Source organism: Amycolatopsis sp. FU40, from assembly GCF_021903635.1.
Lineage (GTDB): Bacteria > Actinomycetota > Actinomycetes > Mycobacteriales > Pseudonocardiaceae > Amycolatopsis > Amycolatopsis dendrobii.
Genome location: NZ_CP091381.1, coordinates 266,672 through 287,704, shown reverse-complemented (window position 1 = coordinate 287,704; position 21,033 = coordinate 266,672). Strand labels below are relative to the sequence as shown.

Sequence of the window (21,033 nt, the reverse complement as noted above, 5' to 3'; positions counted from 1 at the left end):
GCGCCATCATCCCACCGGTTCGCCGATCAGCGAGCCCCCGGCGCCCTGCAGCTGCGCGCGCAGCTCCGGGGTCAGGATCTGGCCGACGCGGTCGACGAGCATCGTCATCTCGTAGGCGACCTGCCCGATGTCGCAGTTGGGCGCGGCGAGGATCGCCAGGCAGGAGCCGTCGCTGATGGACATCAGCACCATGATGCCGAGTTCCATCTCGACGACGGTCTCGCGCACCGAGCCCGCCTCGAAACAGCGGGCGGCCCCCTGGGTGAGGCTGACGAGCCCGGACGCCACGGCGGCGAGCTGGTCGGCGCGGTCGAGCGGCAGCCGGTTGGAGGCCGTCAGCAGGAGACCGTCTGCCGACACGACGACCGCGTGCGCGACGCCCGGGACGCGGTCGGCGAAGTCGTTCACCAGCCAGCCGAACTGGTTCTGCTGCGGCTGGGCCGCATTCGGCGAGGTCATTCACCCTCCAATGTTTCGTGGTTCTTCTCAGCGGCCTGCGCGGTGCGGTGCCTGCCGCGCTGGATCCCCTGCTGGAAACTGCTCAGGCGACCGCGCACGTCGTGCGCATCGCGGGACGGACGGGGGCTCGCCGACCCGGCGGGCGGCGGTGCGCTGCCGGGAAGAAGCTGTTCTCCTCGGCGGCGCCGAGGCAATCCTGCCGAAGTGAAGGAAGCGGGTGTCGACTGGGACACCGACTGGACCGTCCGCCACCCTTCGTCGGAACCGAAGTTCCACTCAGTGGTGGTTTCGGCAGGAGTCGTGGAGGGGCTGGCCGGCCCGTCGGAACCGGCGGGCGCGGCCGGAGCCTGCGGGGCTTGCGGGGCGTCCTGTCCGGCGGAGGACTGCCGCGACGGAGCCTGTCCCGGCACCAGCGGCTGACCCCACAGCCCGGTCTGCCCCGGCGCCGCGGTCTGGCCCGGCGTTCCGGACTGGCCCGGGACGTTCTGTCCGGGCACCCGGGTCTGGCCCAGTCCCCCGGCCAGCCCCTGCGCCGGAGCCGAAGCCGCCGGAGCCGGAGCAGCCGGAGCCGAGGCCGGGTCCGCCGTCGTGCCGGACTGCTCCGCGTTCTCCGCGGGCTTGCCCGGTGCGGCGGCCGGAGCCTGCGCGGCACGCCACGTCGTCAACGGCGAAGCCTGGCCAGGGTTCTCGGCGGGCTTGCCCCACAAGGAGGTCTGCTCCGTGCCCGGGGACTCGGCGGGCGCGGAAGCCTGTCCGTTCGCCGAAGCCGGGCTGTCCGTCTTCTCCGGCGCGGCGGTCTGGCCGTTGGCCGAAGCCTGTGCCGCCTGCGACGCGGGAGTCTGCCCCGTGCCGGAGACCGCGGCTTCGAGCCCGGCCACGGCCGCCGGGACCTGGTTCGGGTCGGCGGTCGGCGGAGCGGGCGGCAGGCTGCTCGCGCCCTTGCGACGGGTCGGCAGGCTGTCGGGCTTGTCCGGCCGGACGGTCCGGTTCGGCTGCGGCGCGGGCAGTTCCGTGCGCGCGGCGGGTTCCTGGCGCGGCCAGCCGCCGTCCGGGTCGAACGCCGGGGGCACGGCCTGCACGGGCGCCGTCTCGTTCGACGAGTCCGCGTCCGCGGGCCGTTCGCCGAACCCGGCGGGCGCGTCCGGCGCACCGGAACCGGGCTGGGACGTCGCGCCCGGGGTGCGCTGCGGCATCCCGCCCGGACGGTTCGGGTCAGCGGGAACGCCGAACGCGCCCGCGACCGTCTGCCGCCGCCGGACCGCCGCGTCGTGGGCACGAGCCCGCTCCGGCGAGGTCGTGGCGTTCGAAGCGTCCGCAGCTCCGGAATCCGCCGCGGTGCCAGTGGTTTCCGGCGCGGTGCCGCGGACTTCCTGACGTCCGCGCGTCACCCCGCGCTGGAAGCTGTTCAGCCGTCCCCGCACGTCCGCTGGGTCGCGGACCGGGAGCTCGCTGCTCGGCGTCTCGGCCGAGGGAGCCGCCGGTTCCGGCGTGGCGCTGCCCGGCATGAGCTGTTCGCCGCGACGGCGCCGGGGCAGGCCCGACTTGGTGAACGCGGTCGGCTCCACTTGGGACAGTGCCTGCACCGTCCGCCAGTTTTCGTCGCTCGCGAAATCCCAGTTGCGCTGCTGCTGTTCCTCGTCCGCCTCCGGTTCCGCGGCGGCTTTGCCGGACGCGGGCGAAGCAGCCGGGGAAGCGGCCGCGGGCGGCGGCTGCGCGGGCGAACGGAACCAGGCCGACAGCATCTCGTCGAAGATCGGCGTGTTCTCGATCGTCGTCTCGGCCGCGGACGGCGGCGGGACCTCCGGCACCTGCTGCGCGGCCTGGTTCCACCAGTCGCTCAGCGTCGTCGCGTTGGCCGCGGAGAAGAGGTCCTTGCCCGAGGGCAGTTCGCCGTCGCGCTCGTCGCGGGTTTCCGCGGCCGGTTCCGGTTCCGGACGCGGCGGCGGGACGTCGAAGGTCTGCGGCAGCTTCGGCGCGGGCGGCGGCGGGGCGGGCGTGTCGTCGTCTCGCGGGATCGGGCTGAACAGCGCGGTGCCGGACACCTCGAGGTCGGACGGCGGACGCGCGACCTTGTCCCCGGAGAAACCGGCGAGGTCGCCGGCCGAGGGCCACCGCTGCGTTTCCTCGGAGTTGCTGCCCTGCTGCGGAACGAGACCCGGCACGGCCGAACCGTTGGAAGCCGGACGCTGGCGCCGCGGCAGTCCGCCGGGAGCCGCGGGCGGTGCTGCGAGGCTCGCCTTGGGGCCGGGCAGCTGCCCGGGTTCGGCGCGGTCGCCCGGCGCCGTGGCCAGCCCGGTCATCACCAGCTCCGGCGGCACCACCACGGTGGCCCGCACGCCGACGATGTCCTTGCCGCCGTGCAGCGAAACGCCGATGCGGTGGCGGCCGGCGAGGCGGCCGACCACGAACAGGCCCATCCGGCGCGAGGTCGCGAGGTCGACCGAGCCCGAGTCGGTGAGGCGGCCGTTGGCCTCCACCACCTCGTACTCGTTCATGCCGATGCCCTTGTCGAGGATGTCGACGTTGAGCGAACCGTCCTCGGCGAGCCGCGTCGCGACCGTCACCTGCGTTTCCGGCGCGGAGAACGCGGTCGCGTTGTCGAGCAGTTCCGCGATGAGCCGCTGGACGTCGCTCGCGGCGAACCCGACGATCTTCACCGCGGGCGGGTGCTGCACCGAAACCCGTTGGTACTGCTCGATTTCCGACACCGCGGCGCGCAGCACGTCGTGCGTGGCGACCGGCTGGCCGGAGCGGCGGCCCGGCTCGGCGCCGGAGAGGACCATCAGGTTCTCGTTGTTGCGCCGCATCCGGGTGGCGAGGTGGTCGAGCTGGAACAGCGTGGCGAGCTGGTCGGCGTCCTCCTCGTCGCGCTCCAGCCGCTCGATCAGCTGCAGCTGCCGCTGCACGAGGCTCTGGCTGCGCCGCGACAGGTTGACGAACACGCTGGAGTAGCCGGCGCGCATGGCGGCCTGTTCGGTCGCCAGCTTCAGCGCCTGGCTGTGCACCTTCTCGAACGCCCGCGCGACCTCGCCGACCTCGTCCTGCACCTGGAGGGGCACCGGCTCGACCTCGACGCTCTGCGCGCGGCCCTCCTGGATGTTGCGGACCGCCTCGGGCAGGTCCTTCTCCGCGACCTCCAGCGCCGAGCGCCGCAGGACTTTCAGCGAGCGCAGCAGCTGGCGGGCGATGACGAACACGACCGCGGCCGCCGCGGCGAGCGCCGCGAACAGCAGCACGGCCAGCAGACCGGCGCTGCTGCCGGCGTCCTCGACCAGCTGGGACGACGCGGCGGTGAGGTCGGCGCTCATCCGGCCGGAGACCTCGGTCAGCTGCGAGGTCACCGCGTTCGAGGCGTTGTTCCACTCCTGCGCCGAAATCCGCTTGAGCGCGTCGTCGGTGGAGATGCCCTGCCCGCCGAGCACGGTGCCGAGCATCCGCTTGCGGTCGTAGGAGGTGTCCGGCTTGATCGTGCTCTCGAAGTCGAGGCGCTGCGGCGCGGTGGCGGCCGCGTTGAAGTCGGCGACGCGGTCGTCGTAGCGCAGTTCCGCGTCGCGCACGTCGCTCAGCTGCTGCGGCGTCAGCGTGCCCGCGGAAATGCCGTAGCCCACCAGGGACTGGGTGACCGACACCTGTTCCTTGGCCGCTTCGAGGTCGTGCAGCGCGCTCGGGGTGCTGCCGAGCGCGTCGGCGCTCGCGCCCGCCGACACCGCGGTGTCGGCTCCGATCAGCGCCGTGGTGACGGCGTTGTAGTCGCCGACCGCCTCGGCCGCGTTCAGCAGGCCTGCCCCGACCTGCTGGCGGATCACCGCGATCTCGTTGACCTGCGCGGTCGCCGAGTTCACCGCGCCGGAGACGCTGGAGCCGTCGGCCCCGACGCGGGCGGCCGCCTCGGTGAACGGCGCGACCGCGGCGTCGGTGGCCGCGCGGGCGGACTTCAGTTCCGGGGTGACGCCCGAGGTGCCCGCGATGAGCTGGACGGCGGTCTGGGTGCGTTCGCGCTGCAGCCCGTCGGTGAGCGCGCGCAACTGGGTGCTCAGCGCGACGAGCCGGTCGATCCGCTGGTAGTCGCTCGACCGCGAGACCTGGCCCGCGATGGCGGTGATGCCGAGGACGAGCGCGAGCACGATGGGGACGATCGTGACCGCGGACAGCTTGACCGGCAGGCTCCAGTCCCGCCAGCGCAACGCCGCCCGCCAGCCCGACGACCAGCGCGGCCGCTTGGGCGGGCGGCCGAGCAGCTTCTCCACAGGCACTTGGCCTTCTCCTGCAACGGTCACGAAAGTGACTCCCTGTCCGGCGTCGTGGCGGCCCGTCGGCGGTCCCCGCGGCTTCGTCCGCTCCCGGGGCGCGGCGCGCTCCCGGCGCGGAGTCCCGCGGTCCGCCTGCCCGCGCGTCCGACCGGGGGCGGGCACGACTCGGCCGATCCTTCACCGGTCCGGGAGACGATCGGCTTCCCGGGACTATGCACGTGCACGACGCAACTTGCGGACTGCACGGCGGTGGTCGAGATCAACTTGTCTGCGCCTTATCGATCGCTGCGGGCGGCTGGGGCCAAAGAATCGTACACCAATCGCCGCCTGCGTTATTGCGTTCCGCATCGGGGGGCTGACCTGGGAAAATAGTCAGAACGCGGGAACTCGGAGCCGCGGATTCGCACGCGGGCGCCCAGCACGGGAATTCCGGTTACCCGGCGCTCTCGGCCTCGGCGTCCGGCCGTCACCCGATTAGCCCACACAGGGTAAGCGACACCCTCGATGGGACTACGCTCCGTGCCCCCATCGGGTGGGTGCACCCGGAAGTTGAACCCGATGTTGTGGAGATGCAGCGACGCGCCGCTCGACCCGGTGATTTTTGCCAGCCTCCCTTCCCTGCCTGGGAATCCCCGCCCGGCCCGCGACCTGCCCGCCGAAGCGGAGCGGCCGCCCCGCCCGGCGGCTACGACCGGTCACCGTATTGGATCTTGACCGGCCCGTCACTCCGCCATCTGCCGCAACCCGGACGGATCCCGGCAACTCCCCGTGACATCGGTGCTCACTATTCCGAGTGATCAGCCTGTGATCTGCCCGGACCCGCCGATTCGCGCTATTTCCCGGGCGAAAAGGAATTTCCGGTGCCCTCGCGAACCGGCTTTTTCCGCGTTCCGGCGGCGTCGTTACTATGGCCGCCTCCCAGTCCGCAAGGGCGATCCGGGCGCTTTCCCGAACGAGCCCGGCGCCATCCACCGCGCAAGTTGCCGGAGGCAGCCATGCACAACGTCGCGCGCACCACCGGACCGGCCTCCGCGGCCGAGGACACCGGCCAGATGCCCGCGCTGTTCGACCGCGAAGGAGGCGACGCCGCCCCTCGCGGCAGGCGCCGCAGGCGCGGCCCGGACTACGAGCAGATCCAGCGCAGCCCCCAGTTCCGCTCGCTGCGCAGCCGCTTCCGCCGGTTCGTGTTCCCGATGAGCATCGGGTTCTTCGTCTGGTACCTCGTCTACGTCGTGCTCGCCGCCTACGCGGGCGAGTTCATGAGCACGCCGGTCTTCGGACTGGTCAACGTCGGCATGCTGCTCGGCCTCGGCCAGTTCGTCACCACCGCGGCCATCACCGCGCTGTACGTCCGCTTCGCCGACCGCGAGATGGACCCGCGCGCCGCCGAGATCCGAGCGCAGGCCGCCCCTGTCACGGAAGGAACACCTCAGTGACCACCGTTTCGCTCGCCGAAGGAGCTTCGGAGAGCAACCCGTTGATCAACACCGGGGTGTTCGCGCTGTTCGTCGCGATCACCCTCTACGTGGTCTACCGCGCGGGCAACCGGCGCTCGTCGACGTCGGGCTACTACACCGCGGACAGCGCGTTCACCGGAAGGCAGAACGGCGTCGCGCTGTCCGGCGACTTCCTCTCCGCCGCCTCGTTCCTCGGCATCGCGGGCGCGATCGCGATCAACGGCTACGACGGCTTCCTCTACTCCATCGGCTTCCTCGTCGCGTGGCTCGTCGACCTGCTGCTGCTCGCGGAACTGCTGCGCAACACCGGCCGCTTCACCATGGGCGACGTGCTCAGCTTCCGGATGAAGCAGCGTCCGGTGCGCGCCGCGTCGGCCACGTCGACGCTGGTCATCTCCTTCTTCTACATGCTCGCGCAGATGGCGGGCGCGGGCGGCCTGGTCGCGCTGCTGCTGGACGTCCACTCCAAGTGGGGCCAGGCGCTGGTGATCACCGTGGTCGGGCTGGTGATGATCTCCTACGTGCTGCTCGGCGGGATGAAGGGCACCACCTGGGTGCAGATCATCAAGGCCACCATCCTGCTCACCGCGGCCTCGCTGATCACGGTGTTCCTGATGGGCAAGTACGGCTTCAACTTCTCGAGCCTGCTGCGCGCGGCCGCCGACCGCAGCCCGATGGGCAAGGACCTGCTCTCCCCCGGCGGCTCCTACGGCAAGAACGGGACCACGAAGCTCGACTTCGTGTCGCTGTCGCTGGCGCTGGTGCTCGGCGTCGCCTCGCTGCCGCACGTGCTGATGCGCTTCTACACCGTGCCGAACGCCCGCGAGGCGCGCCGCTCGGTGGTGTGGGCGACCGCGTGCATGTTCGTGTTCTACCTGTGCACGCTGGTGATCGGCTTCGGCGCGGCGGCGATCGTCGGCCCGGACGAGATCAAGGCCGCGCCCGGCGGCGAGAACTCGGCCGCGCCGCTGCTGGCCCTGCACGTCGGCGGGACGGTGCTGCTCGGCGTCATCTCGGCGGTCGCGTTCGCGACGATCCTCGCCGTGGTGGCCGGGCTGACGCTGACCGCGTCCGCCTCGTTCGCGCACGACGTCTACGCGAACGTCGTGAAGCGCGGCAAGGCGGAGCCGGAGGACGAGGTCCGGGTCGCCCGGCTGACCGCGGTCGTGATCGGCGTGCTCGCCATCCTCGGCGGCATCCTCGCCAACGGCCAGAACATCGCGTTCCTCGTGGCGCTCGCGCTCGCGGTGGCGGCGTCGGCGAACCTGTCGACCCTGCTGTACTCGCTGTTCTGGAAACGGTTCAACACGACCGGGACGCTGTGGAGCATCTACGGCGGGCTCATCGCCTGCGTCGTGCTGGTGCTGTTCTCGCCGGTGGTGTCAGGCGCGCCGGACTCGATCTTCCCGAGCGTCGACTTCCACTGGTTCCCGCTGAAGAACCCGGGCCTGGTGTCGATCCCGGTGTCGTTCCTGTGCGGCGCGATCGGCACCTTCGCCGGCCGCTCGAAGGGCGACCCGGCCAAGCACGCGGAGATGGAGGTCCGGTCGCTGACCGGCATCGGCTTCGGCTCCTGAGCACCGGTACGAAAAAACCGCGGCGCCCCTTCGGGTGCCGCGGTTTTTTCGTTGCTCAGAAGACGTCGCGCCCGGCCTGCACGCGGTGGGTCACCCGGCGCTCGACGACGAACGACACGAACGGAACGCAGCCGGCCAGCAGCACCAGGACGGTGCTCTTGATCGACCAGCGGGCCTTGATCGCGAGGTCGATGGTGAGCACCAGGTAGATCATGTAGAGCACGCCGTGGATCGGCGAGTACACCTGCGCGGGCGCGGCGTTGCCGAAGCCGTACTCGATGATCATGGTGGCGCACAGCGCGAGCAGGCCGACACCGGTCACGTACGCGCTGGCCCGGAACCGGGTCAGCGAGCCGGACACCTTCGACTGGCGAGCAGGTGCGGCACCGTCGGTGCTGGTCGTCATGGGAGCGTCCTCACTTCCGCGGGCGTTCAGGACTGCTGGTCGCGGGCGTTGAGCTCGCGCAGGTAGCGGTTGTAGGCGGCGAGTTCGTCGTCTTCTTCGACGGGAGCCGCGGCCGGTCGCGGGGCGGGCACGCGAACCGGGGCCGGAGCGGGCTGTTCGGGCTGTTCGGGCTGCCCGGCGGCTTCCTCTTCGCGTTCGCGCAGCTTCTTGATGCGCCAGAACATGAACGCGGGGAAAAGCCCGAAAAGCGGCCATTGCAGCACGTAGCCGAGGTTCTGGAAGGTGCCGGTGGCGGACGTGAACCGGTCCCACTGCCACCAGGCCAGCCCGCAGCACAACGCCAGGCTCACGACGCTCGTGGCGACGATCATGAGCCGGCGCCCGAGCGGGGACGCGGCCGGGCCGGGATCTGCAGGCACGGTATCGACGCTAGCACTGGCCGGAGAGGGCGATGCTGAGAGGCGGCGAGGTCGTGACCGGGGCCCCACCCGGCGCTCGCGGCCGGATTCGCCAGGTGGCCGGCCCCGGGCCGACGTCAAGCCGCCCCCGCACACCCTGGTCGCGCGCCGGACCGCCTCCGCCCCGCGACCCGACCCGGCCAAACACCCCCAATGCCACATTCGGTGCATGTCACGCACCCAATGCCGCATTCGGTGCGTCGGACGCACCCAACGCCACATTGGGGCGCATGCCGGACGGCGGCGGGTCTGGTCCGCGAAGGTTCCCCTCGCGGACCGGCGGCGGTACGTGAGGGGAACCCTGCGGGAATCAGAGTCCGTGACAGACCGGCCGCGAGACGCGAGGAGAACGCTGCGGGAACCCAAGTCCGCGAGGGGACCCCTCACGGACCGGCGGCCGGGAAGCAGCGGGTGACCCGGAGCGTCAGCCCGCTTGCACCTTCTGCGCCGCCTTCGCGTAGCCGTCGGCGAGGCCGAAGACCTTCTGCGCGTACTCCGTCGAGTTGTTGTACGACAGGATGCCCGCCCACCAACCCGCCGGGCTGGCCATGTCGCGGCCGCCCGCGCACAGGTAGCGGGCGGCGGTGAGGGCGGCGTCGTCGATCTGCTGCGGGTCGGCGCGGCCGTCGCCGGTCGCGTCCGACGCCCATTTCCGCCAGGTGCCGGGGATGAACTGCATCGGGCCGACCGCGCGGTCCGCGACCGGGTCGCCGTCGAGCTGGCCGCCGTCGGTGTCGCTGATCGCGCGGACTCCGGAGGAACCGTCGAGCGGGACGCCGATGATCGGCTTCGACGGGCGGCCGTCCGCGCCGAGGACCGCTCCGCCGTACTGGCCGTGGTTGGACTCGATGCGGCCGATGCCGGCGAGCGTCGCCCAGGAGATGTGGCAGCCGCGGTCGACCTCGCGCATCGCGAGTTCCGCGTTGCCGTACGCGCGCACCGCCCTCGCCGGGATGCCGGTGACCGGCGCGACCTTGTCCGCCCAGGCCTGCAACGGGTCGCCGCCGGCCGGGCGCGCCGACTGCGGCGCGGTGCCCTGGTCCGCGGCCCCGCCCGCGACGACGGCGTTGACCGGCGCGATCGAACCGGGTTTGACGTCGACCGCCTTGACGCTCAGCGCCGGGATGTCGGTCGTGGTCGGGCTGGCCTGCGGGGCGGCCGCCCTGGTGACGATCCAGACCCCGCCGCCCGCGACCGCGAGCACCGCGACGACGACGGCGAGCCGCACCGCGAGCGCGGCGCCATGACCGCGGCGGGCGGGCGAGGGGGCGGCAGCGGAAGCCGCGGTCTCGTCCCCGGTCCGCGCGGTGTCGGGGGTCTGTCCGGTGGCGGGCACGAAACTCCGGTCCTCCAGCATGGCTTGGGGTTCGCAACACACAACGAGCCCGCGCAGGTTAGCGTTACGCACGCATCGCCATGGTCCCCGCCACGCCGGTTCACCCGGCCGGGTAATCCGGTCCCGTCAGGTGGACGGTCTTCGCCGCACAAACACCCCAAGCCCCATGCCGGGGCGGGTGCGCGGCGGTTCGCCGACCGGCCGTGCCAGCAGACTTCCGCTGCGCTCAGACCGCTGATGTCGTGGCGACCCCGCCAGAGAAAAACGTCCGCCGCATGCGGCTTCCGGCACGCCCGATCAGGAAATGCCTTCCACCGCACCGCGGCGGGCGCTTCGCCGTGTTGCCTGGCCGATTCGCCGACCAGGCAACACAGCTGTCAAACAGGCTTCTTCTTCCGCGCGGAGCCGCGCGAAACCAAGTATCCGGCGACCCCGAGGCGGCGAACGATCGGACGCGGCTCCCGCGCCAACCGCACGAAACGGCCGTCCGGCGATCCCGCGGCGGCGAACGATCGAGCAAGGCTTCCGCCGCCCAAGCCGCACGAACCAAACCGCCCGGCGAGCCCGAGCCGACGAACGATCAGACGCGACTTCCGTCGTCCAAGCCGCACGAAGCAAGCCGCCCGGCAAACCCGAAGCGACGAACGATCAGGCAGGCTTCTGCTGCCGCGCCAACCGCGCGACGCACCACGCGGGCGCGCTGCCGCGGCGGAGGTGCTGCAGCACCGTCATCGGGCCGAGCCGGCGGGCGAGGTCGGACGGTGCGAGACCGGCCGCCCGGTAGTCGAGGGCACGCTGGTCCAGCGGGCTGATCCCGGCGTCCCACCACTGTTCGGCCTCGGCGACGTCGCCGACCATCTGCCACCAGCCCGCGGCGGCGACGAGCAGTTCTTCCGGAACCTCCGGCAGCCGGGCGCGCATCGCGTCGAGGTAGCCGGGGTCGGCGGCCTCGACCGGGGCCCAGCGGGCGGGTCCGGACCGGGCGCGCTGGCCGGGGATGCCGGGCGGAGCGGCCGGCGCGTCGGCCAGCCAGGCCGAGGCGATGCGGTCGACCTCCTGCTCCTCAGGGGTCTTCTCGCGCTCGGCCGACCACTGCCGGATCAACGCGTCCACTCCGGGATCTCCGGTCATCCCTGCCTCCTCATCGGTCCCCGACGGGCAGGCATTTCGACCGCCTGCCCCGTTGCGCGTCCACGATTGGCTCCCCACGCGTGACCGGGCCGAAAACCCGCCGTGACCCGGTTCCCGGGGGACCGGAGAACCGGCTGATCACGCAATGTGAGCACCGTAGGGCGGCACCCGCTTTCTCCGCCATACCCCGGACCCCGGAAATTCCGTGACCAGGCGGTTTTATGGGCCAATCCACCCGGATGGTCGAGTGAAGTGCCCGAATCCCGGGATCCGGTGACAAAGCGTGACTAGTTGGCCGGACGGGCGCGCGGGGGGTCCGGCGAGCGGGAAACCGGGGTCAGGCGAAGAGGCTCTTGAAGAAGGTGACGATCGCTTCGGCGCCGTCCTTGAGCCAGCCGAGCACGCGGTGCACGAAGGCCGCGGAGTTGGTGGGCTGCGTGATCAGGAAGAACAGCACGAGCGCGACCACTCCGACGACGACGATCTTCTTCAGGCCGCTCGACATGGTTTCGTTCCCCTCCGCTCCCCCGGCGCCCGGTCGGACGCCGGCCCCGCCTCGGCAGAGTCGGCTCCCACTGTAGTGACGACACGCCGGAATGGCCCGTCGCAGGCCCCGATCCAGCCAGAAAGCTCACGGCTGGGTGACCCCGGTCACCATCGGGTGAGCCGGGCCCGGCGGCCGCCCCCGGTACGCTCCGGCGATGGACGACGGCCCAGTGACTCTCCGCCCGGTGCGCGAGTCCGACCTCGGTCTGCTGGAGGCGCTGACCAACGACCCGGAGACGGTCGGCGAGCACCAGTGGTTCGGCTGGCACGACCCCGGCTACGTCCGGCGGCTCTGGCGCGAAAACGGCATGCTGACCACCGACAACGGCATGCTCGTCCCCACGCTCGACGAACGCCCGCTCGGGCTCGTTTCGTGGCATCGCACGCGGACCGGCCCGCACACCTACTGCTGGAACATCGGCATGGTCCTGCTGCCGGAGGCGCGCGGGCACGGCCTCGGCGCGCAGGCGCAGCGGCAGCTCGTGCGCTACCTGTTCGCGCACACGCAGTTCAACCGCGTCGAAGCCAGCACCGAGGCCGGCAACCGGGCCGGGCAGCGTTCGCTGGAGAAGGCCGGATTCACCCGCGAGGGGATCCTGCGCGGGTTCGATTTCCGCGACGGGCAGTGGCGCGACCACATCCTCTACTCGGTGATCCGGTCCGATCTGCCGTTGTGACAACAGGCGTCACAAAACCGCGCCAGCCTCCCGCAGCGCCGCGACCCCGGCGTCGTCGTAGCCCAGCTCCGCCAGCACTTCCGCGGTGTCCGCGCCCTTCTCGTGCGGTGCTTCCGGCGTGGCCGCGGGCGTGCGGTCGAACCGCGGCGCCGGAGCGGGCTGCACCGTGCCGCCGATGTCCACGAACGTCCCGCGTGCCGCGTTCTGCGGATGCTCGGCGGCCTCCCACGGCGACAGCACGGCGGTGAGACACGCGTCGGTGCCCTCCGCCCGCGCGACCAGTTCGTCACGCGTGAACCGGCCGACCGCCTCCTCGATGATCTTGCGCAGCCGGGGCCACTGGCTCTGGTCGACGTGCATCGGCAGGTCTTCGTTCTCCAGCCCGAGCACCTTGACCAGGTCGGCCCAGAAGCGCATCTCGATCGCGCCGATGGCGACGTACTTGCCGTCCGCGGTCTCGTAGGTGTCGTAGAACGGGGCGCCGCCGTCGAGGAGGTTCTCGCCGCGCTCCCCCGGCCACACGCCCGCCGCGCGCATGCCGTGCAGGCTCGTGGTCAGCAGCGCCGCGCCTTCCACCATCGAAGCGTCCACGACCTGGCCGCGTCCGGACGTCGTGCGCTCGTGCAGCGCGGCCAGCACGCCCATCGCGAGCATCAGGCCGCCTCCGCCGAAGTCGCCGACCAGGTTGAGCGGCGGCACCGGACGCTCGCCCGCCCGGCCGATCGGGTCGAGCGCGCCGGCGACGCCGATGTAGTTGATGTCGTGCCCGGCCGCCGACGCGAGCGGACCGTCCTGGCCCCAGCCGGTCATCCGGCCGTACACGAGCCGCGGGTTGCGCGCGTGCACCTGTTCCGGCCCGATGCCCATCCGTTCCGCGACACCCGGCCGGAAGCCTTCGATCAGCACGTCGGCGCGTTCGGCCAGCTTCAGCACGAGCTCGACGCCCTCGGGCGTTTTCGTGTTCACCCCGACCGAGCGCCTGCCGCGGGCGAGCGGGTCGTTCGGGATGCCGAGCACGTCGGCGCCCGGGGTGGCGCGGTCGACGCGGATCACGTCGGCGCCGAGGTCGGCCAGGATCATGCAGGCGAACGGAGCCGGCGCGAGCCCGGCCAGCTCCACCACCCGCAGCCCGGCCAGCGGACCTTGTTTCACGGGGAAGTCCTTTCGCAGCAACCGGTTTCAGAGCGTGCGGGAGATGATTTCCTTCATGATCTCGCTGGTGCCGCCGAAGATCCGCGAGATCCGCACGTCCGCCCAGGCCCGCGCGATCGGGTACTCGGTCATGTAGCCGTAGCCGCCGAACAGCTGGAGACAGTCGTCCACGACCTTGTTCACCCGCTCGGTCGTCCACAGTTTCGCCATGGCCGCGCCCTGGACGTCGAGTTCGCCGCGCAGATGCCGTTCGATGCACTGGTCGAGGAACGCGCGCGACACCGCGGCTTCCGTCGCCGCCTCGGCGAGCTTGAACTTCGTGTTCTGGAAGTTGAAGATCGGGCGGCCGAACGCCGTGCGTTCCTTGGTGTAGTCGATGGTCAGGTTCACCGCGGCCTCCAGGCCGGCCACCGCGGTCACGGCGATGATCAGCCGTTCCTGCGGCAGCTGCAGCATCAGCTGGACGAAGCCCTGTCCCTCGGCGTCGCCGAGCAGGTTCGCGGCGGGCACGCGGACGTCGTCGAAGAACAGCTCGGCGGTGTCCTGGCCCTTGAGCCCGACCTTGTCGAGCACGCGGCCGCGGCGGAAGCCGGGGGTATTGGTCTCGACCACGATCAGCGAGACGCCCTGCGCGCCGGCGTCCGGGTCGGTCTTGCACGCGACCACGACGAGGTCGGAGTGAAAACCGTTGGTGATGAAGGTTTTCGCGCCGTTGATGACGTAGTGGTCGCCGTCGCGGACCGCGCGCGTCTTGATGTTCTGGAGGTCTGAACCAGTGCCCGGCTCGGTCATCGCGACCGCGCCGACCATCTCGCCGGTGGCCATCTTCGGCAGCCACTCGCGCTTCTTTTCCTCTGACGCGTACGCCAGGATGTAGTGCGCGACGATTCCACTGTGGACGGTGACGCCCCAAGCGCTGTCCCCGGCCCGGGCCTGCTCCTCGTACAGCACGGCTTCGTGCGCGAAGGTGCCGCCGCCCCCGCCGTACTCCTCCGGGATCGACAGGCACAGCAGGCCGAGCTCGCCCGCCTTGGTCCAGATTTCCCGGTCGAGCTTCTTCTCCGCCGCCCAGCGCTCCTGGTTCGGCACGAATTCCTTCTGCAGGAACGACCGGGCGAGCTCCCGGAGGTCTTCGAGTTCGGTGGTGCTCCACGAGCTCTTCTGGATCTGCAACGGCACGGCTTGGCCTCCCGCGAACTGGAAAACATGACGCTTGGCAGGTAAGTTCTAGCCGGAATGTACATCCCATCCGTCCGGTACGTAAAGCAGGAGCCGCGATGACCGAGGTCGCCCGGGGACACCGCACCCAGGCCGAACGCCGCGAGCAGACGCGCACCGCCCTGCTGGACGCGACGATCGACTGCCTGGTCGAGATCGGGTACTCGCGGGCATCGGTGCAGGAGATCTGCACCCGGGCAGGCGTCTCGAAGGGCGCGGTGCAGCACTACTTCGCCACGAAGGCGGAGCTCATGGCAGCAGCAGTCGAGCACCTCACCACGAAGCTGCGCACTCAGCTCGCCGCCTCGCTCGGCTCGCTGCCGGGCGGCGCGTCCGGCGTCGCGGCGGCGATCGACCTGCTGTGGGAGGGCTACTCGGGCACGCTGTCCACCGCGGTCACCGAACTGTGGGTCGCCGCCCGCACCGACCCGGAGCTGCGCGCCGCGATCCGGCCGGTCGACCGCGCGCTGGGCCGGGCGACGCTGGAGCACATCAGCGATGTCGCCGGCGACCTGCCGAAAGAACGCGCGGAGATGCTGTTCTGGCTCACCGTGAACCTCACCCGAGGCCTCGCCCTGGACGCCGAACTGGGCGGCGACCCGCGTAGGCGCCGTCAGCTGCTGGAGGAGTGGAAGCGGATCGCCGTGCTGCTGTACTCGGGCGACTAGTGTCCATACCGCCGGTATGGTGTACTCGTCGGTAACACCCGGCCCCGCACGGAAGAAGGTGCGCTCGATGACGAGTACGACCCCGGCGAACCTCACCGGCCAGCCCCTGCCCGCGACCGTCGGCGGCGTAGCAGGCGCCCCGTCCGCCTCCCGCGCGGCCGCACTCGTCGCCCGCGCGACCGGCGGCGCCGACAACGCCCCGGTGCAGATGACCGCGCCCTTCACCGGCCAGCCGATCGCCTCCCTCCCCCAGGCCGACGACGCCGAGGTCCGCGCCGCCTTCGCCTCCGCCCGCGCCGCGCAACGCAAGTGGGCAGCGCTGCCGGTGGCCCGCCGTCAGCAATTCCTCGTGCGCTTGCACGACCTGGTGCTCGCGCGGCAAGCGGAGGTCCTCGACCTGGTCCAGGTCGAAGCAGGCAAGGCCCGGATCGACGCGTTCGACGAGGTCAGCGCCACCGTGCTGGTCGCGGCTTACTACGGCAAGCACAGCGCGAAAATCCTCTCCCCGCGCCGCGCCCCCGGCGTGATCCCGGGCCTGACGCGAGCAGGAGAACTGCGGCACCCCAAGGGCGTCGTCGGCATCATCTCCCCTTGGAACTACCCGCTGGCCCTGACCGCGATGGACGTCTTCCCCGCCCTCGCCGCCGGGAACGCAGTCGTGCAGAAACCGGACAACCAAACCGCGCTCTCCGCCCTGTGGCTGCACGAACTGGCCGAGGAAGCGGGCTTGCCCTCCGGCCTGTGGCAAATCGTGCTGGGCCGAGGCTCGCAGATCGGCAATGCCCTGCTGGAAGAATGCGACTACCTGTGCTTCACCGGTTCCACCCCGACCGGCAAGGACCTGGCAGGCCGCATCGCCCAGCGACTCACCAGCTATTCGCTGGAACTGGGCGGCAAGAACCCCATGATCGTCCTGCCGGACGCAGACATCGCCAAGACCGCCGCCGGCGCCGTCACCGCGTGCTTCTCGTCCGCGGGCCAGCTCTGCGTGTCGGTGGAGCGGATCTACGTGCACGACAGCATCCGCGAGGAGTTCACCCGGGAATTCGTGGCCAGGACAGCGGCACTGCGCCTGGGCGGTTCACTGGACTACCACGCCGGAATGGGTTCGCTGACGTCGAAGAGCCAGCTGGAAACCGTGACAGCCCACGTGGAAGACGCCCGGGCGAAAGGCGCCCGCGTACTGACCGGCGGACGCCCCCGCCCGGACCTGGGCCCGCTGTTCTACGAGCCGACGGTCCTGACAGACGTGCGCCCCGGAATGACCCCGTTCGCCTCGGAAACCTTCGGCCCGGTGGTGTCGATCTACGGATTCAGCGACGTCACCGACGCGATCGAACGAGCAAACGACACCCCATTCGGCCTGAACGCAAGCGTATGGACCAAAAACGGCCGAGCAGGCTGGGAAGTAGGCGCGCGTCTGAAGGCGGGCACGGTCAACGTCAACGAGGGCTACGCAGCGACCTTCGGAACAGTGGCGGTCCCCATGGGCGGCATGAAGGAATCCGGCGCAGGCCGCCGCAACGGCGCAGAAGGCTTGCTGAAATACACCGAACCCCAATCAATCGCCGTACAACGAGGCCTGGCCCTACGCCCGCCCAAGGGCGTACCGGGCTCCCTGTGGGCCCGCTTCATGACAGCAAGCATGAAACTCCTGCGCCACCTCCCCGGCCGCTGAACCGTCCGTGAGGCCACCCTCATCGACTCTGATTCCCCCAGGGCTCCCCTCACGACCAGCCGCCCGGCACCCGCCGAAATGCACCCCAATGTGGCATTGGGTGCGTCGCATGCACCGAACGCCACATTGGGTGCATCTGACGCACCCAATGCCACATTGGGGCGCTAGCCCCACTCGCCAAACCGCAGCCGGTGCACCCAACGAGCGAGGCACCCACACCGCCCCCGCACCCCGATACGAAGCCGCCCTGCGGTTCGGGGGTGCTTGTCAAGGCATCTTTCCCGCCTTGACAAGCACCCCCGAACCGTCAGCACAATCACCCTTCGGGGTGCCCCACGCAACCCAAGACGCGGCAAGGTCCCCCCAGGCGACGAGCCGATCACTCCGGCGCAGCAAGCAACCCCCGGTCATAAGCGATCGCCACCGCCTCAGCCCGCCGGCTGGCCCCCAGCTTCGCCATCACCCGGGAAAGGTGCACACTCACCGTCTTCTCGCTGATGTACAGCTCCTCCCCCACCTGCCGATTCGTCCGTCCCAGCGCAACCCGCTCCAGCACATCCCGCTCCCGGTCAGTCAGCGGATTCACCTGCGGCCGCGCGACGGGAACCACCTCGACCCCGGACAGTTCGACCCGAGCCCGATGCGCCACATCGCGCACCGCATCCCGCAACGGAACGGCGTCAAGCTTCACCGCCACCGAATGCGCCGCCTCCAACGCCTCCCCGGCCCCAGCACGTCCAGCGGCCAGCAACGCCTCCCCCTGCCGCCACCGGCAAACCGCCTGCTCGTAAACCGCCCCATACGAATAAGCCTCGGCAGCCGCACCCCACAGCTCAGGATCAGCAGGCCCCTCCAGCCCAGAGGCAGCCGCCTCCATCCGAGCCAGCCAGGCCCGCCCCTCCGGCCCCATAGTCCCGGACCGCGGTTGTCCCTCAGCAGCACAACGCCGCCCATGCTCGACCAGCCGCCGCCCAGCAGCCACAAACCCGTCGGCAGCAGCCAGATCCCCCTTGGCCCTGGCCTCCGCGGCCAACGCCGCGGCCGACGGAATCGCCAGCGCCACAATCCGGATCCCGCCGAGCAGCGCGGTCTCGACCTTCTCCAGCCACGACACCAGTTCGTCGGTAATCCGCAGCGCCTCGGCATGCTCCCCGCGCCAAGCAGCCAGCTCGATCGCGGCATCGCCCGCGGAGAGGGCGATCTGCAGATCCGCCATCCACTGCTGCCGAAGCCCCGGCAACGCCTTGGCCGCATCCGCGAACCGCCCGCGTCCCACCAGGAACAGCACCCAATTGGCCAAGATCCGCGCGGCGACCGCGCTGGACACACCCCGCCTGGCGCGTCCCGCAGCGTCCTCCTTCGGCCAATCTCCGCTGAGGTACCGCAAGTAGAGGAGCCGGGCACGCAACTCCAGCCCGTACGCGCTCCAGGTGAGCCCGACTGCCTCGGCCCGCTCCACCCCGCGCGCGGCATGGGCGAGCGCCAAGTCCATCTCAGCCTGGTCGTCGTAGCTGAGGGCGAGGAAGTACATCGCCCGGATCTCGACGTTCAACGCACCAGCGTTGTGCGCCTTGCCCTCGGCCTCGCACAACCGCGCACGAGCCTCGACCGCGTCCCCCGCGCCATCAGCCAACGTGCCCAGCGTGACCAGCGCCGACGCCTCAGCACCGACCGCCCCGACCGCGCGCGCGTCAGCGACCGCGGTATGCGCGCTGGCCAAGGCCTCGTCCGGCCGGTCGAGCAACCGCTGGAATCCGGCCCGCGAAGCCAGCACCCAGGCTCGCGCACCGCTCGGCTCCCGGTCGGCGACCAGTTCCCAAGCCCGCTCGATCGCCCGAACCGCCTCGTCGAACGTGCCTTCCAAGGTGAGCAGCGTTTCGGCCAGCCGACGCCAGACCTTCGCCGCGTGTTCGGGCGACGCGTCCGGCTTGAGCGCTTCGGTAGCTGACCGCGCATACGCCACCGCGCGCTCCGGCTCACCCGAAGTGCCGGCGAAGTACGAGGCCTCGTTGAGCAACTTCAGTTCATTGACGCCTTCCGGGCGCTTCTCCGGAGCCACGGCGTCCCAAATGGCCTGTGCTTGCTCGATGTGCCGAAGAGCAGCGCCAGGAGCGCCGAGCTTTTCCGCTTCGTCGGCAGCACGCAGCAACGCGGGCAGAGCAGTGTCGTAATCCCGGCTTTCCAAGCTGTGGAAGGCCAGCTTCGCATCGTGACCCCGGCCCTGCGGCATCGACTGGATCCGCGCGGCATACCCCGCGTGCATCCGCGTGCGCTCGCCGGGAAGCAGATCCGCGTACACCGCTTCCTGCAGCAAAGCGTGGCGGAACGTGTAGAAACCGTCCTCGATGACCAGGACGTGGTGCTGCACGGCTTCCCGCAGCGCCTCGTCCAGCTCCAGGTCGCCGATGCCCGCGACTTGCGCGAGCGCGGCATGCGACACCGACTCGTTGGCCACCGAGATGACCCGCAGCACCCGGCGCGTCTCCGCGGGGAAGCGTTCGAGCCGGGCGAGAAGGACTTCGGCGAGCCCGGCGGGGAGATCTTGACAGTCGGCGCCGGTGGCGAGGAGTTCCTCGACGAAGAACGGATTGCCCTCGGACCGTTCGGCGATGTCCGCGACCACGTCCGGCGAAAGCGGTTCCTCGGCCAGCGCCGCGACGAACGCCCGCGCGTCCGCCGGTCCGAAGGGGGCGAGCGTGAGCTGTTCCACCGTGTTCAACCGGACCAGTTCGGAGAGCAGACCGCGCAGCGGATGCCTGCGGTGGACGTCCTCCTCGCGATAGCTGCCGACGACCAGCAGCCGCTGCGCGCGCAGGCGGCTGAGCAGGAAGGACAGCAGGTTGCGGGTGGAGGAATCCGCCCAGTGCAGGTCTTCGAGCAGGACGACCACCGGCTGCTCCTGGCCGACCTCGGTCAGCACCCCGAGCACCGCGTCGAACAGCTGGAGCTGGCCGAGGTCCTGCTCGGGCCGGACCCGGCGGACGCCCTCGCGCTCCCCTTCCGAAACCTGCCCGTGGTCGCCGGTGGCCGCGGGCTGCGGATCGCCGCCCTGCGGCAGCAGCATCCCGAGCGCGGACCGCGCCCGCACCGCGGCCGACACCGCGGGATCGGCCGACGACCCGAGCGGAGCCAGCGCCTCGGCGAACGGCAGATAGGGCAGACCGCCGTCGCGCACGTCGATGCAGCGGCCGGTGAGCACGAGCCCGCCGCAGCCCGCGACGTGCTCCCCGAGCGCGGTGAGCAGGCGGGTCTTGCCGACGCCGGCGTCGCCCGCGATCAGCACCGCACCTGCTTCTCCGCGTTCAGCGCGCGCGAAGGCCGCGCGCAGCCGACGCATCTCCTGCGTACGGGCGACGAGCGGAATACCGGAACCGAGACGAGGCACGAGATGCATTCTCACCTACACCCCCGACAGTTCCGACATGGATTTCCTCGTGGCGGCCGGTCCGGCCAGTGATCTCCGTCCGATCGCCCGGACGAAGGGGGCTCCGCCGAGTCGCGGGAAGATCCGGGAGGGGAACCCGCACAGACTCTGATTCCCGCAGAGTTCCCCTCACGGACCTCTGCGGAAGCTGCTTCCGGCGGGCGGAGCGGCGGCCGCGGAAACTGTGTTCCGGGGCGGCCGCCCCGCCCGACCCCCTTACCGTCCCCGACCCGGTCCCTGGGCTCATGCGCTATGTCGCGCCCTTGCCTCCGGCACCGTCGCCGTGCGCCTTTCCTGGCGGGGCACCTCGACGTTCGTGATGCGGTGCGCGCGCACCCAGCGGACGACCCGGTTGCCCCGGCTCATGCGCGCGTGGCGGGCGGCGCGGCGCAGTTCGGCCATCCGGTAGTCGACCTCGGCGCGGGTGGCGTCCCAGTTGTAGTCGCTCATCGTGTTCTCCCCAGCGGGTCCTCGTTCTCTGACGAAGTCCACTTTCGTGCTGAGGGCCCGCCCCGGACATCAGGTGATCGCCTACACCCGGACGCGAAAAGACCCCTTACCCGCGCTCTCGCCTAAGGAAGTCCAGGTCGAGCGGG

Annotated in this window: 16 protein-coding genes; 5 read left to right on the top strand and 11 right to left on the bottom strand. The window is 71.0% G+C overall.

The annotated features are described in order from the left end of the window. Positions 1 to 6 precede the first annotated feature (6 nt). Positions 7 to 459, bottom strand: coding sequence for a roadblock/LC7 domain-containing protein (locus L3Q65_RS02555; RefSeq protein WP_037809909.1), 453 nt, complete (start codon positions 457 to 459; stop codon positions 7 to 9). Beyond that, positions 456 to 4,736 carry a nitrate- and nitrite sensing domain-containing protein gene (locus tag L3Q65_RS02550; protein WP_237598700.1) on the bottom strand — a complete coding sequence of 1,427 codons (4,281 nt, stop codon included), beginning with the start codon at positions 4,734 to 4,736 and terminating at the stop codon, positions 456 to 458. The genes L3Q65_RS02555 and L3Q65_RS02550 overlap by 4 nt, the downstream gene beginning before the upstream one ends. Positions 4,737 to 5,704: 968 nt before the next feature. Here L3Q65_RS02550 and L3Q65_RS02545 point away from each other — a divergent pair. Together L3Q65_RS02545 and L3Q65_RS02540 are read left to right on the top strand one after the other, a co-directional pair. Continuing rightward, positions 5,705 to 6,145 (top strand): DUF485 domain-containing protein, encoded by a 441-nt coding sequence (locus L3Q65_RS02545; protein WP_182890742.1) that lies wholly within the window; start codon positions 5,705 to 5,707, stop codon positions 6,143 to 6,145. Continuing rightward, on the top strand, positions 6,142 to 7,743 hold the full coding sequence (locus tag L3Q65_RS02540) for a cation acetate symporter (RefSeq protein ID WP_182890743.1): 1,602 nt from the start codon (positions 6,142 to 6,144) through the stop codon (positions 7,741 to 7,743). The genes L3Q65_RS02545 and L3Q65_RS02540 overlap by 4 nt, the downstream gene beginning before the upstream one ends. Positions 7,744 to 7,798: 55 nt before the next feature. Here the strand turns inward: L3Q65_RS02540 and L3Q65_RS02535 are convergent, their stop codons facing one another. The 5 genes from L3Q65_RS02535 to L3Q65_RS02515 form a co-directional block, all read right to left on the bottom strand. Then, on the bottom strand, positions 7,799 to 8,149 hold the full coding sequence (locus L3Q65_RS02535) for a DUF3817 domain-containing protein (RefSeq protein WP_182890744.1): 351 nt from the start codon (positions 8,147 to 8,149) through the stop codon (positions 7,799 to 7,801). Between the two features lie 26 nt (positions 8,150 to 8,175). Next, positions 8,176 to 8,520, bottom strand: coding sequence for a hypothetical protein (locus L3Q65_RS02530; RefSeq protein ID WP_182890916.1), 345 nt, complete (start codon positions 8,518 to 8,520; stop codon positions 8,176 to 8,178). Positions 8,521 to 9,031: 511 nt separating this feature from the next. After that, positions 9,032 to 9,964 carry a lytic transglycosylase domain-containing protein gene (locus tag L3Q65_RS02525; RefSeq protein WP_370648247.1) on the bottom strand — a complete coding sequence of 311 codons (933 nt, stop codon included), beginning with the start codon at positions 9,962 to 9,964 and terminating at the stop codon, positions 9,032 to 9,034. A 627-nt stretch (positions 9,965 to 10,591) separates the two neighbouring features. After that, on the bottom strand, positions 10,592 to 11,074 hold the full coding sequence (locus tag L3Q65_RS02520; protein WP_037356257.1) for a hypothetical protein: 483 nt from the start codon (positions 11,072 to 11,074) through the stop codon (positions 10,592 to 10,594). Positions 11,075 to 11,411: 337 nt separating this feature from the next. After that, positions 11,412 to 11,579 carry a hypothetical protein gene (locus L3Q65_RS02515; RefSeq protein WP_162836029.1) on the bottom strand — a complete coding sequence of 56 codons (168 nt, stop codon included), beginning with the start codon at positions 11,577 to 11,579 and terminating at the stop codon, positions 11,412 to 11,414. A 196-nt stretch (positions 11,580 to 11,775) separates the two neighbouring features. Between L3Q65_RS02515 and L3Q65_RS02510 the strand changes: the two genes are divergently transcribed. Beyond that, positions 11,776 to 12,297 carry a GNAT family N-acetyltransferase gene (locus L3Q65_RS02510; RefSeq protein WP_182890745.1) on the top strand — a complete coding sequence of 174 codons (522 nt, stop codon included), beginning with the start codon at positions 11,776 to 11,778 and terminating at the stop codon, positions 12,295 to 12,297. A 9-nt stretch (positions 12,298 to 12,306) separates the two neighbouring features. Here the strand turns inward: L3Q65_RS02510 and L3Q65_RS02505 are convergent, their stop codons facing one another. Together L3Q65_RS02505 and L3Q65_RS02500 are read right to left on the bottom strand one after the other, a co-directional pair. Next, complete coding sequence (locus L3Q65_RS02505; RefSeq protein WP_237598699.1) at positions 12,307 to 13,449, bottom strand: CaiB/BaiF CoA-transferase family protein; 1,143 nt, start codon at positions 13,447 to 13,449, stop codon at positions 12,307 to 12,309. 27 nt (positions 13,450 to 13,476) lie between these two features. Further along, positions 13,477 to 14,628, bottom strand: a complete 1,152-nt coding sequence (locus L3Q65_RS02500; protein ID WP_182890747.1) for an acyl-CoA dehydrogenase family protein — start codon at positions 14,626 to 14,628, stop codon at positions 13,477 to 13,479. A gap of 98 nt (positions 14,629 to 14,726) precedes the next feature. Here L3Q65_RS02500 and L3Q65_RS02495 point away from each other — a divergent pair, with 98 nt between their 5' ends. Both L3Q65_RS02495 and L3Q65_RS02490 read left to right on the top strand, forming a co-directional pair. Next, a complete protein-coding gene (locus L3Q65_RS02495; RefSeq protein WP_037809889.1) occupies positions 14,727 to 15,335 on the top strand; it encodes a TetR/AcrR family transcriptional regulator in 609 nt (202 codons plus the stop codon). Positions 15,336 to 15,402: 67 nt separating this feature from the next. Beyond that, positions 15,403 to 17,013 carry a succinic semialdehyde dehydrogenase gene (locus L3Q65_RS02490; RefSeq protein ID WP_237598698.1) on the top strand — a complete coding sequence of 537 codons (1,611 nt, stop codon included), beginning with the start codon at positions 15,403 to 15,405 and terminating at the stop codon, positions 17,011 to 17,013. A 379-nt stretch (positions 17,014 to 17,392) separates the two neighbouring features. On the opposite strand, the gene L3Q65_RS02485 is transcribed toward L3Q65_RS02490, so the two are convergent. Together L3Q65_RS02485 and L3Q65_RS02480 are read right to left on the bottom strand one after the other, a co-directional pair. After that, positions 17,393 to 20,407: a helix-turn-helix transcriptional regulator gene (locus L3Q65_RS02485; RefSeq protein WP_237598697.1), complete on the bottom strand. Its 3,015-nt coding sequence runs from the start codon at positions 20,405 to 20,407 to the stop codon at positions 17,393 to 17,395. 273 nt (positions 20,408 to 20,680) lie between these two features. Continuing rightward, a complete protein-coding gene (locus tag L3Q65_RS02480; protein ID WP_182890750.1) occupies positions 20,681 to 20,887 on the bottom strand; it encodes a hypothetical protein in 207 nt (68 codons plus the stop codon). Positions 20,888 to 21,033 lie beyond the last annotated feature (146 nt).

Excerpts from the sequence above, each read along its gene's own strand:
- L3Q65_RS02555 (WP_037809909.1), bottom strand. The coding sequence starts at position 459 with ATGACCTCGCCGAATGCGGCCCAGCCGCAGCAGAACCAGTTCGGCTGG.
- L3Q65_RS02545 (WP_182890742.1), top strand. The coding sequence starts at position 5,705 with ATGCACAACGTCGCGCGCACCACCGGACCGGCCTCCGCGGCCGAGGAC.
- L3Q65_RS02535 (WP_182890744.1), bottom strand. The coding sequence starts at position 8,149 with ATGACGACCAGCACCGACGGTGCCGCACCTGCTCGCCAGTCGAAGGTG.
- L3Q65_RS02530 (WP_182890916.1), bottom strand. The coding sequence starts at position 8,520 with ATGATCGTCGCCACGAGCGTCGTGAGCCTGGCGTTGTGCTGCGGGCTG.
- L3Q65_RS02525 (WP_370648247.1), bottom strand. The coding sequence starts at position 9,964 with ATGCTGGAGGACCGGAGTTTCGTGCCCGCCACCGGACAGACCCCCGAC.
- L3Q65_RS02520 (WP_037356257.1), bottom strand. The coding sequence starts at position 11,074 with ATGACCGGAGATCCCGGAGTGGACGCGTTGATCCGGCAGTGGTCGGCC.
- L3Q65_RS02515 (WP_162836029.1), bottom strand. The coding sequence starts at position 11,579 with ATGTCGAGCGGCCTGAAGAAGATCGTCGTCGTCGGAGTGGTCGCGCTC.
- L3Q65_RS02510 (WP_182890745.1), top strand. The coding sequence starts at position 11,776 with ATGGACGACGGCCCAGTGACTCTCCGCCCGGTGCGCGAGTCCGACCTC.
- L3Q65_RS02495 (WP_037809889.1), top strand. The coding sequence starts at position 14,727 with ATGACCGAGGTCGCCCGGGGACACCGCACCCAGGCCGAACGCCGCGAG.
- L3Q65_RS02490 (WP_237598698.1), top strand. The coding sequence starts at position 15,403 with ATGACGAGTACGACCCCGGCGAACCTCACCGGCCAGCCCCTGCCCGCG.
- L3Q65_RS02485 (WP_237598697.1), bottom strand. The coding sequence starts at position 20,407 with ATGCATCTCGTGCCTCGTCTCGGTTCCGGTATTCCGCTCGTCGCCCGT.
- L3Q65_RS02480 (WP_182890750.1), bottom strand. The coding sequence starts at position 20,887 with ATGAGCGACTACAACTGGGACGCCACCCGCGCCGAGGTCGACTACCGG.